Annotated in this window: 10 protein-coding genes; 5 read left to right on the top strand and 5 right to left on the bottom strand. The window is 74.2% G+C overall.

Annotation, left to right across the window (positions count from 1 at the left end; all coding sequences use genetic code 11):
- Nucleotides 1-1724: DUF4132 domain-containing protein (locus E1298_RS35435; RefSeq protein WP_131901176.1), on the bottom strand; the 1724-nt coding region annotated here is incomplete at its 3' end.
- Between the two features lie 152 nt (nucleotides 1725-1876).
- On the opposite strand from E1298_RS35435, the gene E1298_RS35430 reads away from it, so the two are divergent.
- Nucleotides 1877-2989 (top strand): cystathionine gamma-lyase, encoded by a 1113-nt coding sequence (locus tag E1298_RS35430; protein WP_131901175.1) that lies wholly within the window; start codon nucleotides 1877-1879, stop codon nucleotides 2987-2989.
- Between the two features lie 93 nt (nucleotides 2990-3082).
- Here the strand turns inward: E1298_RS35430 and E1298_RS35425 are convergent, their stop codons facing one another.
- Entirely contained in the window at nucleotides 3083-4468 is a 1386-nt protein-coding gene (locus tag E1298_RS35425; RefSeq protein ID WP_131901173.1) for an FAD-dependent oxidoreductase, read from the bottom strand.
- A 56-nt stretch (nucleotides 4469-4524) separates the two neighbouring features.
- Nucleotides 4525-5634: an amidohydrolase family protein gene (locus E1298_RS35420; RefSeq protein ID WP_207945031.1), complete on the bottom strand. Its 1110-nt coding sequence runs from the start codon at nucleotides 5632-5634 to the stop codon at nucleotides 4525-4527.
- A gap of 102 nt (nucleotides 5635-5736) precedes the next feature.
- Here E1298_RS35420 and E1298_RS35415 point away from each other — a divergent pair, with 102 nt between their 5' ends.
- The gene (locus E1298_RS35415) at nucleotides 5737-7155 is read left to right on the top strand and encodes a type I glutamate--ammonia ligase (protein ID WP_207945030.1); all 1419 of its coding nucleotides are present in this window, start codon (nucleotides 5737-5739) and stop codon (nucleotides 7153-7155) included.
- On the opposite strand, the gene E1298_RS35410 is transcribed toward E1298_RS35415, so the two are convergent.
- Nucleotides 7152-7361 carry a hypothetical protein gene (locus E1298_RS35410; RefSeq protein WP_131901171.1) on the bottom strand — a complete coding sequence of 70 codons (210 nt, stop codon included), beginning with the start codon at nucleotides 7359-7361 and terminating at the stop codon, nucleotides 7152-7154. The two genes, E1298_RS35415 and E1298_RS35410, sit on opposite strands and share 4 nt — an antisense overlap.
- A gap of 80 nt (nucleotides 7362-7441) precedes the next feature.
- Between E1298_RS35410 and E1298_RS50770 the strand changes: the two genes are divergently transcribed.
- Together E1298_RS50770 and E1298_RS35400 are read left to right on the top strand one after the other, a co-directional pair.
- Nucleotides 7442-7975, top strand: a complete 534-nt coding sequence (locus E1298_RS50770; RefSeq protein WP_131901169.1) for a CGNR zinc finger domain-containing protein — start codon at nucleotides 7442-7444, stop codon at nucleotides 7973-7975.
- A gap of 118 nt (nucleotides 7976-8093) precedes the next feature.
- Nucleotides 8094-9401 carry an FUSC family protein gene (locus E1298_RS35400; RefSeq protein WP_131901167.1) on the top strand — a complete coding sequence of 436 codons (1308 nt, stop codon included), beginning with the start codon at nucleotides 8094-8096 and terminating at the stop codon, nucleotides 9399-9401.
- A 68-nt stretch (nucleotides 9402-9469) separates the two neighbouring features.
- Here E1298_RS35400 and E1298_RS35395 read toward each other — a convergent pair whose 3' ends face one another.
- The gene (locus E1298_RS35395; RefSeq protein ID WP_131901165.1) at nucleotides 9470-10930 is read right to left on the bottom strand and encodes an LVIVD repeat-containing protein; all 1461 of its coding nucleotides are present in this window, start codon (nucleotides 10928-10930) and stop codon (nucleotides 9470-9472) included.
- Between the two features lie 218 nt (nucleotides 10931-11148).
- Here E1298_RS35395 and E1298_RS35390 point away from each other — a divergent pair.
- On the top strand, nucleotides 11149-12332 hold a 1184-nt coding region (locus E1298_RS35390), incomplete at its 3' end, for a peptide ABC transporter substrate-binding protein (RefSeq protein WP_165975829.1).

The raw sequence follows: 12332 nt of genomic DNA, 5'->3' as shown, positions 1-12332 counted from the left end.
ATCTCGTAGTCGGCGAACACGCGCTTCCAGGCGTCCAGGTCGTCCCCGAGGCGGAGGGGGTGCGGGATGCCGATCGGGGCCGCGGCGGGCAGGGTGACGGTCTCGTCGTTCACGTCGGCGAGCGTGCGGTCCTCGGCGAGGCGGAGCGCGGTGCCGCCGGACGTCCAGACGACGCGGCGGGCGATGTGCCACATCAGGGGATGGCGCGCCAGGTACTCGTCGAACTCGGCGGCGGTCCAGCGGCGGCCGCGGAGCATCGCGCTCTCCAGGCGGCCGATCTGCAGGGACGCGACGGCGCGCACCTGCTTCTTCATGTCGGCGAAGCGCTGGTGGGCGGCGGGCGCCAGGGACGGGTCGTCCTTCGCGCCGGGCTTGGGCAGCGACTTGCGCAGTTTGCCGTCCTGGTCCGTGACGTAGGGCTTGAGCTGCTCGTCGAAGCCGACGGTGAAGCGGCGGGGGCCGTAGTCGAGGACGAGGGCGCCCGATCCGTCCAGCCCGAGGTGCGGGACGAGCCGGTCGGCGAGCTGCTCGTCGGTGAGGCCGAGCCGCGCCGCGACCTGTGCGATCTTGTCCTGGGCCTCGGACTGGAGCGCCTTGTACTTCACCTTCTGGGCGATGCCGTCGAGATGGGCGAGGGCGACATCGGTGCCGATCGCGGCGAGGACGTCGAGTCCCTGCACGGCCCGGTGGTGCATGCCCCGTCCGGGCCAGGCGCGGACGACGGGGGTGAGGCGGCGGACGGTCGTGTCGTCCCCGAGGAGGCCGAGGCCGGTCAGCGCCCACACGTCGCCGGGCGGTGCTCCGGCCGCCTGCCACGCCTCGAACACCGTCCAGCCGAAATCGGCGAGCGAGGCCGCGTCGCAGGCCGCGCGGACCTGGGCGAGGCCCGGGTACTCCTCCCGCGCCGACAGCGCCAGCATCATCGCGATGTGCCCGGCGCCCTCGGGCGGCAGGACGCCGCCGTCGCGCAGCGGGACGGAGGGAAGGGCCGGGGCCAGCCAGTCGCCGAGCCGCGGCGGGTCGACGAGGGAGACCGCCCACGGGTCCGCCGGGTCGACGCGCGGAACGTCCGCCACCAGGGACGAGACCTCGGCGCCGTGCGGGTGGGCGGCCTCGGCGACGGCCTCGGGCGACCGCTGCGCCGCGATGACCCGCAGCGCCATGGCCGCCTTGGCGCGCGCCGGCTCCCGCGCGCCGAGCGCGTCCGGGACGAGGTAGGGGACGGCCGCGACGCCGTGCCGGGTGAGCCAGACGCGGGCCAGCTCGCGCGTCGCGTCCTTGCCCGCCAGCCATCCGGCCACGACCCGGGCCACCCGCGCTTCGAGGAAGGGCAGGAGCGCGGCGCCGGCCTTCTCGGGGTGCGCCTTGGCGGTGTGCAGGGCGGGTTCGAGCGCGTCCAGCCCGAACCGGGCGACGACCGGCTCCATGCGGCTCTGCCCGTAGCGCAGATCAGGCTTCCAGTCCGTCAGAAGGGGCCGGACGCGTTCCTCCGGGCCTTCCCTGAACAGCGTGAACTGGGTCGGGCGCCAGAGCGTGCCGTTCTGATGCTGCTGGATCGCGTCGTCCCAGTCGATCGGGGCGACGGGCTCGCCCGCCCACTCCTCGCGCTCGCCGGGCTCCCACACCTCCACGGCTCCCGCCGGGGGCTTCAACCCCTCGACGACGGGCTCCGCGGCCTTCCGGCCGGTCCAGGGCGGGTCGATCAGCACGCTGGGAAGGGACATCGGCGATTCTCCTTGGGACTCGGTCACCCGGATTCGATGTCCGCCGCCCCGATTCGGATCCCGCGATCTTCGAACGGGAGCCGCGACCCCGCGTCCGGGCAGGTGGGACGGGTACGGGACGATGGTCATCGGCTTCGGGGAAGGGACGGGCGTTGGGCATCGGGGACGGGACGCTGGCGGTGGGCGCGGGCCGCCCGCCCGCCGAGAAGTACGCGCCGGCACTGCCGGGACCGGTGTTCGCGGCGTACTACCACCTGCCCGGCGAACCGGAGGGCCCCTACACCTACGGCCGCGACACGAATCCGACGTGGACGCTCCTGGAGGCGGCCCTCGGGGAACTGGAGGGCGGCGCCGAGGCCACTGTGTTCTCGTCCGGGATGGCGGCCGTCGCGGCGGTACTGCTGTCGCAGGTCAGAGCCGGTGACATCGTCGTGATGCCGGACGACTGCTACCAGACGACGCGGGCCCTCAAGGAGCGGCTGGAGTCCTACGGGGCCCGGGTGCGGACGGGCCCGACGGCGGCGGACGCGCAACTGGAACTGCTGGACGGCGCCCGCCTGGTGTGGCTGGAGACACCGTCCAACCCGCGGCTGGACGTCTGCGACATCGCGCGCCTCACCGGGGCCGCCCACGCCCGGGGCGCGCTCGTCGCGGTGGACAACACCCTGGCCACGCCGCTCGGGCAGCGCCCGCTGGACCTGGGCGCCGACTTCTCCGTGGCCAGCGACACCAAGGCGCTGACCGGGCACGGCGACCTCCTGCTCGGCCACGTCGCCACGCGGAGCCCGGAGCTGGCGGAGAGCGTGCGGCTGTGGCGCAAGACCGTGGGCGCGATCCCCGGGCCGATGGAGGCATGGCTGGCGCACCGGTCCCTGGCCACGCTGCAACTCCGGCTGGACCGGCAGGCCGCGAGCGCCCTGGCGCTGGCGCGGGCACTGCGGCACCGGCCCGAGGTCGCGGGCCTGCGGTATCCGGGGCTGCCGGACGACCCGTCCCACGAGACGGCCGTCCGCCAGATGCGGAGGTTCGGCTGCGTGGTGTCCTTCACCCTGCCGGACGAGGCGTTCGCCGAACGCTTCCTCGGCGCGCTGAGCCTCGTAGCGCAGGCCACCAGCTTCGGCAGCGTGCACAGCACCGCCGAGCGCAGGGGCCGCTGGGGCGGCGACGCGGTGGAGCCCGGCTTCATCCGCTTCTCGGTCGGCGTGGAGGACACCGAAGACCTGGTCGCCGACGTCCTGAACGCCCTCACAGAGGCCGCCACCTGACCGCCGGACGGACGCGCACCCGGGCCTCACAGCGTGAGCCGGGGGTGTTGGGGTCATGCCGCCACACCGTAGGGACGGGCCCCGACAAACGCGTCAGGGTCGGGTGCGCATGTCCTGCTCGACGCGTTCGGCGGCCTTGCGGGCGGTGATGAGGACGGGGTCCCAGACCGGGGAGAACGGGGGTGCGTAGCCGAGGTCAAGGCCCGTCATCTCCTCGACCGTCATGCCGTTCCACAAGGCGATGGCCAGGCCGTCGACGCGCTTGGCGGCGCCCTCCTCACCGACGATCTGCCCGCCGAGCAGGCGGCCGGAGCGGCGCTCGGCGAGGAGCTTGGTCTTCATCGTGGTGGCGCGCGGGTGGTATCCGGCGCGGGTGGTGGATTCGACCATGGCGGTCACGAACTCGAATCCCGCGGCGGCCGCCTCCCGCTCGTTCAGCCCGGTGCGCGCGACCTCGATCTGGCAGATTTTGGAGATGGCGGTGCCGACCACGCCCGGGAACGTCGCGTACCCGCCGCCGAGGTTGATGCCCGCGACGCGTCCCTGCTTGTTGGCGTGGGTGCCGAGCGCGATGGCGACCGGCGCGCCGGACACCAGGTGGCGGGTCTCGACGCAGTCGCCCGCCGCCCACACCCGCTCGGAGCGGGTGCGCATGCGGCGGTCGGTGACGATCCCGCCGGTCGGGCCGACGGCGATCCCGGCGGCGCTGGCCAGGGCGGTCTCCGGCTTCACGCCCAGCCCGAGGACGACCAGGTCGGCGGGCAGGGTCCGCCCGGCGGTGCGGACGGCGGCCACGCGCCCGGCGGCGGTGTCGAAGCCCTCGACGGGCTCGCCCAGGTGGAGCCGGACGCCGATGCCGCGCATCGCGTCGGCGATGAGGGCGCCCATGTCCGGGTCGAGGGTCCGCATGGGCTGGTCGGCGGCGTCCACCAGGGACACCTCCAGGCCGCGCGTCACCAGCGCCTCGGCCATCTCCAGGCCGATGTAGCCGCCGCCCACGACGACCGCCCGGCGCGGCTTGTCGCGTTCGAGGACGCGGCGGATGGCGATGCCGTCGTCGAGGACCTGGACGCCGTGCACGCCCTCCGCGTCCGCCCCTGGGAGCCGGGGCCGGGCGGGCACCGCGCCGGTCGCGACCATCAGCTGGTCGTACGGCTCCCAGCGCTCGCCGCCGCCGTCCAGGTCGCGGGCGCGGACGCGGCCCCCGTCCAGGTCGATCTCGACCGCCTCGTGGCGCAGGCGCAGGTCGATGCCGCGGTCGCGGAACTCGGCCGGGGTGCGGGCGATGAGCCGGTCGGCGTCCTCGACCAGGCCGCCCACGTAGTAGGGGATGCCGCACGCCGAGTAGGACGCGTGGCGCCCCCGCTCCAGGACGGTGATCTCCAGCTCGTCCGGGCCGCGCCGCCTGCGGGCCTGCGACGCGGCGCTCATCCCCGCCGCGTCGCCCCCGATGACGAGCAGCCTCTCGCGTCCGGCCATCCGCGCCCCCTCCCCCGGGATCGCCCCTCAAGATCGGCTCCGAGCGTACCGCCGGGTCAGAGGCCGTAGACGCGGCGGGCGTTGCCGGACGCGACGAGCACGGCGACGCGGCGGGCGTCGCAGGCCGTCCAGGCGCCGTCGTCCACGCCCCCGGCGAGCATGCCCGCGAGGGCGCGCCGGAACAGCAGCGCGCCCAGGTGGTAGAGCTCGGCCAGGCCGAACGCGTCGGAGGAGTACAGCACCTTCCCGAACGGCGCCAGCTCCAGCAGCTCGGTGATCAGCGCCTGGGCCCGGTGCCCGAGGTTGTGGGTGGCGAGCCCGGCGTCCACGTACACGTTCGGGAGCACCTGCGCCAGATACCCGGCCTGCCGGTGGAACGGGTAGTTGTGCAGCAGCATCGCCGGTGCGCCGGTGGACGCCATGGCCCGCAGCAGGTCGATGAGCAGGAGCGGGTCGCCGCGCCGCAGGTCGGCGTCCACGTCCCCGTAGCCGACGTGGAACTGCACCGGCAGGCCCGCGTCCACGGCGCACCAGACGAGGAAGCGGTGCAGGGTCTCGTCGCAGACGCGCGGCCGGTCCTGGCGCAGCAGGCGCCCGGCCGCCGCCGTGACCTCCGCGTCGGACGGGCGCTCGCCCGACAGCTCCAGCCCCGCCCGGTACGCGGCGATGGACTTGGCGCCCACCACCGACGGGACGCACGCCTCGATCCGGGCGCGCACCTTGCCCGCGAACCCGGCGGCGGTGACGCCTTCCCCGGCGACCTCCTCCGCGACCGTCTCCAGCCGGACGATCTCGTGCGCGGACGCGCCGGCGAGCCGTCCGAGCGCGGGCGGGTCCAGGATCGCCTGGGGCGTGTACCCGGTGTCGACGCAGAGCGCCTCCAGCCCGGCGGCGGACAGGAACCGGCGGTTGACCTCGACCGCGCCCAGCTCGGCGCGGCGGGCGAGGTAGTCGCCCGGCTCGGCGTGGGCGTCCAGGCCCAGGACGGGCGGGCACCACCGCCGCAGCGCGAAGCCGATCTGGGAGTCGAACGGGCTCACCTCCGGCGGCCCCCCGGTCTCGGCCTCCGTGAGCGACTCCTCGAACTCGCCGCGGTCCAGATCGCGGTCGAGCACGCCATGGCAGTGATGGTCGACCAGCGGCAGCGACTCCAGCCATTCGAGCACGACACCCGCCTCCTCCCTGAAACGACAGGATGTTCTTCCTACGATGCCTGTTCGGGCGGTGCCCGCACCGCCGCCTCGCCCACTCCGATCGGGAGCATCATCGTGGAAGACTCCGGACAGCCCTCCCCCCTCGACGGCAACGAGCGCGCCCGGCTCGGCGCGCGGGCCGCGGAGGCCGCGCGCCGGCTCGCCGGGCAGGACATCGTCGCGGTCGCCCTCACCTGGGTGGACGTCAGCGGGATCACGCGGACCAAGACCGTCCCGGTGAGCCGGCTGGAGCACGCCGCGTCCTGGGGCGTCGGCATGTCGCCGGTGTTCGACGTGTTCCTGCTGGACGACTCGATCGTGTCGGGGCGGTACGTGGGCGGGCCCACCGGGGACGTGCGGCTGCACCCCGACCTGGACCGGCTCGTCCCGATGGCGGCGCTGCCGGGCTGGGCCCACGCGCCCGCCGCCCGGTACGCGCAGGACGGCACCGTCCACCCGCTGGACACGCGGGCCCTGCTGCGCCGCGAGACCGCGCGGCTCGCCGCGGACGGCTGGTCGGTGCGGACGGCGTTCGAGATCGAGTGGGCGGTGTCGGACAGCGACGGGGACGGCTTCTCCCCCGCCTGCCACGGCCCCGCGTACGGGATGACGCGGATCAGCGAGCTGTCGGGCTACCTGCGCGACCTGCTCCGGGCGCTGGACGCCTCGGGCGTCTCGGTCGACCAGCTGCACCCCGAGTACGCCGCCGGGCAGTACGAGCTGTCGGTGGCGGCCGAGGATCCGGTCGGCGCGGCCGACACCGCCGTACTGGCCAGGGAGACGATCCGGGCGGTGTCGATGGAGCACGACATGATCGCCACGTTCTCCCCCAAGGTCGAGGCGGACGCGGTCGGCAACGGCGCGCACGTCCACCTGAGCCTGTGGCGCGAGGACGCGGCGGAGGGCGCGGTGAACGCGATGGCGGGCGGCGGCGGCCCGTGCGGGATGACGGCCGCCGGGGCGTCGTTCGCCGCCGGGATCCTGCACCGGCTGCCCGCGCTGCTGGCGGTCGGCGCGCCGGCGGTGGCGAGCTATCTGCGGCTCGTCCCGTCCCACTGGGCGGGCGCGTTCGCCTGCTGGGGGCCGGAGAACCGGGAGGCGGCGCTGCGGTTCATCACCGGCGCGCAGGGCGAGCGGGCGAGCGCGGCGAACCTGGAGGTCAAGTGCTTCGACGGCGCCGCCAACCCCTACCTCGCGCTCGCGGCGCTGCTGGCGGCGGGACGGGCCGGGATCGGCGCCGAGCTGGCGCTCCCCGAGCCGGTCGAGGTGGACCCGGCGTCGCTGACGGCGGACGAGCGGTCCGCCCGGGGCATCCGCCCGCTGCCGTCGTCGCTGGCGGAGTCGGTCGCGGCGTTCGAGGCCGACCTCGTCCTGCGGGAGGCGCTCGGCGAGGCGGTGACCGACACGGTCTCGGCCGTCCGCCGGGGCGAGATCGAGCTGCTGGACGGCGCGACGCCGCAGGAGATCACCGAGATCACCCGCTGGCGGCACTAGCGCGTGCCGCGTGGAGGGGCGCCGCGTGGAGGGTTGTCACCGCGGGAGGCGGACACGACCTCGCCGGGGCCGTACGGCTGGACCCGCACCTGCACCTCGCCGCAGGCGCACCGCGTGTAGCTCACCACGCCTTCGGAGGTCAGGTGGCGCGAGAGCACCTCGTACGCCTCGGTCACGGGCCAGCCGCAGCGTGGACATTCCTCCACCGTGCATCCTCAACTAGACTGCGTAATGGTTGTAGGCAAAATGTCGTTTACAGCATGGCATGCGAGCGGGAGCCGGGGCAATGCGGATCACTGGGTACAAGAGCCACGGAGTGTCTGCCGCCGCGGCGCTGGTCAACGCCGTGACCAGCGCGAGCGGCGATGACTCCGACGACGCACTGCGCCGGCTGCTGCGCGACAACGAGTTCTTCTGGCAGCAGTTCGACGCCCGCGACGCCGACGACTTCCGCCGCTGGGGACGGACGCTGCGCCCCTTCTTCGAGGCGTCCGGGGTCGAGGAGGCGATGGCGCTGCTGAACAGGCTGATGCTGGAGGTCCCGATGCACCCGCACCTCGCCGACCACGAGCCGCACGGCCTGCACATGCACTACGCGCCGCCCTCGTCCCGGCTGCCGCACCGCTTCCGCGCCACCACGCTGATGAACCTCGCGGAGCTGGTCGTCGAGCACGGCCTGGGCCGGACGGGCGAGTGCGCCGCGGACGGCTGCGACCGCGTCTACGCCGACACCTCGCGCGCGGGCCGCCGCCGGTTCTGCTCGGAGTCCTGCGCCAACCGGACGAACGTCGCCGCCTTCCGCGCCCGCCACCGCGGCTAGGGCCCCGGCCGGTTTTGCTCCAGATTTGCTCGGCGGCGGGAAGAACCTGGGCGAAGATCCTATTGAGTGAAGGTGTGACCGTCCTGAACTGAACCGCGATCAGCACCTGCGTGCCCAGATGTCCTTTGCGTTCTTCCGCCACGGCCGCCGCACCGGCCGCCACCCGCTCCAGGTGGCGACGGAGGTGCAGTCCGCGGCCTTCCGCATCGCCCGCCTCACCCTCACCGCCGTCGCCGCCTTCACGGCCGCCCTCGCCGTGCTCCCGGAGGGCGGGCCCCAGCCGCTGCTGGCGCCGCTGACGGCGCTGCTGGTCGTCCAGTACTCCGTCTACGAGACGATCAAGTCGAGCGTGCTGCGGGTCGCGTCGGTCGCCTCGGGAGTGCTCGTGGCGGTGCTGTTCGCGAGCACCGTCGGGTTCTCCTGGTGGAGCCTCGGGCTGGCGATCCTCGCCGCGCTCACCATCGGGAACGTGCTCCGGCTCGGCGAGCACGTCCTGGAGGTGCCCATCAGCACCATGCTGATCTTCGCGCTGGGCGCGTCCAGCGAGTTCGCCGCGAAGGAGCGCGTCCTGGAGACGCTGGTCGGCGCCGGGACCGGGCTGGCCGCGACGTTCCTCGTGCCCACGGTGCGCGTCCGGCCCGCCGAGGAGGCCGTCCAGGACATCGCCGAGCGGCTGCGCAACCTGATCAAGGAGATCGCGGACGACCTGAGCGGCGACGCGGTCGAGGGCGAGGCGGCCGGCTGGCAGCGCGAGGCCGAGCGGCTCGCCCGCGACATCGTCTCCACCGACCAGGCGCTCGGCGCGGCGGAGCAGAGCGTCCGGCTCAACCCGCGGGCGCGGCGCCTGGTGGACGCGGGCGTGGCGCTGCGCAACGCCATCGAGACGATGGAGCACTTCACGCTGTCGCTGCGCGGCCTGACCCGGTCGCTGGCCGACGACGAGCGGCTCGGCCGGCACGGCCGCCTGCTGCGGGACGCGGTCCTGCGCCCGCAGCTCGCGGACGCGCTCGCGGGCATCGCCGACAGCATCGCCGCCTACGGCCGGCTCGCCCGCTCCGACCTGGACCGCAACGCCCGGCCCTTCAAGGCCGAGCAGGAACTCGAAGTGCGCGTCGACATCGCCCGCGAACGCCGCTCCCGGCTCACCCAGGAGCTGCACGAGCGGGCCGTGGCCGGCGACCTGTGGCCGCTGTACGGGGAGGTCACCATGGACCTCGACCGTCTCATCGAGCATCTGCGCGTCGAGCATCGCGCGCGCGCCCGCGAGCACTGGCGGCGCCATCGCGGAGCGACGCGGCACCTGCCCGAGCGGCCCGTCCGGGTCGTCCGCCAGGCGGGGCACCAGCTCCGCAAGGCCGCCGAGTCCGCGGTGGCCGCCGCCGAACGCAGCGCACGCGACGCCGACAGCCCGTACCACTTCCGGTAGGGGGCGCCAGGGAAGGGGCAGAGGCCCGCTCCTGGGGGGTGGGGCGCGGGCCTCTGCGTGGATGGTGGTCAGCGGAAGGTCGGCTCCAGGACGTCGACGCCGCGCGTGTTGTCGGCGACGTAGACGTACTTGCCGTGCCAGTAGGGCTGCCAGGACGCGGCGTCGGCCGGACGGTAGTACGCGAGCTGCCTGGGGTTCGTGGGGTCGCGGACGTCCAGGAAGCGGGTGCCCTGCGAGTAGAACGACTGGACCAGGACGCCGTCGCGGACGTCGAAGTAGTGCGCCGAGCAGTCCCGGCTCCGCTGGTCGCCGCTCGTGTCGGTGCCCTCCTTGCCCGCGACGCCCCACGTGGCGACGGTGTTCAGCCGGAACTTCTTGTCCGGCGTGGACCGCCAGCCCTCACCGTTGTAGGAGCCCTTCAGGGACGCGATGACGAGCAGGCCGTCGTTGGCGCAGCCGTCGTTGAACGTCTCCTCGGTGACGTACAGCAGCTTGCCGTTGCCCCACCTGCGGGAGTCGGCCGCCTGGCCGCGCGTGCGTCCTACGGCCCGGTAACTGTTGTGCATGAACGTGGAGTTGGTCGTGGCCTCGTCGAGGCCGCCGCCCGCGTACGGGACGGGGTCGACCGCGGTGGCGCGCCGCCACTTCTTCTTCAGCGGGTCGTAGTGGCGGCCGGTCGTGTGGTAGCCGCGCACGCCGCCGCGTCCGGACGCCCAGGCGACGCCGTCGGAGTCGACCTGGATGTCGTGGGTGTAGTCGGTCTTGCCGTCGTTGCGCCCGGTGTCGATCGGGTCCTTGTGGACCTTCGGCTTGGCCGGGTTGCGCACGTCGGTGACCCAGACGGGGCGGCCGCCCCAGTCCGCGGGCATCCAGCTGGCCTTGGCGGGCCCGCCCGTCCACAGGTACCGGCAGTCGTTGACGCAGGTCGTGGTGTGCCCGGCCGGGACCTTCACGTAGGTGATCTGCCGCAGGCTCTCGGGCTTGGACGCGTCCACCACGTACACGCCGGACTCGCCGGTGGCGGTGTTGCCGTTGAACGCGCGCGGGTCCCGCGACAGGTAGATGATCTTGCGCTTGGGATCGAAGTCGGTGTCCTCGGTCTCCCACATGCCGGGCATGTTGAGCTGCCCGACCAGCTTGGGGACGCGGGGGTCGGCGGTGATGTCGTAGGCCTTCAGCCCGAACTGGCCGGTTGCGTACATGACCGTGCGCTTGTGGCGGCCGTGGCCGTAGTCGATGAACATCAGCGAGATGGCGCCCTTGGCGTCGTCCACGCCGCCGACGCGGCGGACGCCCTTGATCGCCTCGGACGCCTGCTGGGCGGGCGCGCCCGCGGCGCGGTGGTAGTGCCCGGAGTGGCCGCCCTGGCCCTCTCCCTCTCCCTGCGCCGTGGTCGTCTTGTCGGTCTGGGGGTAGCCGGGTTCGGGCGGGCAGGCCCAGGCGGTGCCGGCCATGAGCGCCAGGGACGCCGCGACCGCGCCGCCGCCCTGGATCATGCGCCTGGCCGGGCGTGACTTGCGGGGGACCATCGCGCCTCCACTTCGAACGATCTACGCAGCGCCAGTCTGACCAGTGGCCGGGGTGTGATCAACAGGGGGATATGTCACGAATTGGACTCAGGACCGTAAGGGCAGGTGACGCCTGTCGCCGCTCCCGGGGCCCGGTAGGCCCATGGTCGCTCTTCCACGGGTGGACGCCGGTGCCGTACGCTCGCCGCGTTCCGTCCCCCGCCCCCCGGGAGAGGCCGTTGAAGAGCGCCCCGCGCACCGCCGCCCTGGTCACCGGCGCCGTCGTGGTCCTGCTCGCCCCCGTCGTGGCCCTCAAGGCGTGGAGCGATCCAGCCGATCCGCGGCTGTCGGTGGGCGCCCCCGCGCCCGCCACGCTGCTGCCCGGCGACGTCCGCGACGCGACGGGCCGGATGATCGCGAACGCGGTCTGGACGGGCCTGGTCGCCTACGATCCCGGCACGGGCGCGCCCGTCGGCGCCGCCGCCGAGTCGATCACGAGCCGGGACCGCCGCGTCTGGACGGTCCGGCTGCGCGCCGGCGGCGTCTTCCACGACGGCTCGCCCGTCACGTCCCGCTCGTTCACCGGCGCCTGGACGGCCGTCCTGCGCGAGGGCTGGGCGGGCGCGCGCCTGCTCACCGACGTTGCACGGATCAAGGGCGCCGGGCATCCGCGGGGCGACGAGGTCCAAGGGCTCAAGGTCAAGGACGACCGCACGTTCGAGGTGACGCTCGACCGCCCGCTGAATGGTTTCCCGGCGCTGCTCGGCGACCCGGCGTTCCTGCCGATGCCGGACGGCGTCCTGCGCTCCCGGGACTGGGCGTCCTACGCGCGGAGCCCGGTCGGCAACGGGCCGCTCCGCGTCGTCTCCCGGACGGGCGGCGAGATCGTCCTGCGGCGCCCCTCCGGCGGCCGCGCGATCGTCGTCAAGGCGATGCCGGACGCGGCGCGCCAGTACTCCGCCGTGGAGGGCGGCGACCTGGACATCGCGACGCGGGTACCGCCGGCCCGGCACGAGTCGATGGACGCCGACTTCCGCGGCCGCCACCTCGCCGTCCCGGGCCGGAGCATGACCTACCTGGCGTTCCCGGCGTGGGAGAAGCGGCTGTCGTCGCCCACCGTCCGGCAGGCGCTGTCGATGGCGGTCGACCGCTCCGCCATGACCGAGGGCGCGCTCGGCCACCAGTACTCCCCCGCCGACTCGCTGGTCGCCCCCGGCATCCGTCCCGGCCACCGCGAGGGCCAGTGCCGGATGTGCGTCCACGACTCGCGGGCCGCGTCCGCCGCGCTCGCCGACGCGGGCGGCCTGACCGGGCCCCTGTTCCTCTGGTACGAGGCGGGGGCCGGGGACGACGCGTGGGTGAAGGCCGTCGCCGACCAGCTGCGCAAGGAGCTCAAGCTGGACGCGCGGCCCCGGCCCGTCCC

Origin of the sequence: Actinomadura rubrisoli (assembly GCF_004349215.1) — a bacterium.
Lineage (GTDB): Bacteria > Actinomycetota > Actinomycetes > Streptosporangiales > Streptosporangiaceae > Spirillospora > Spirillospora rubrisoli.
Note: the sequence above shows the minus strand (reverse complement) of the source record. Positions and strands in the feature narration are given on the sequence as shown.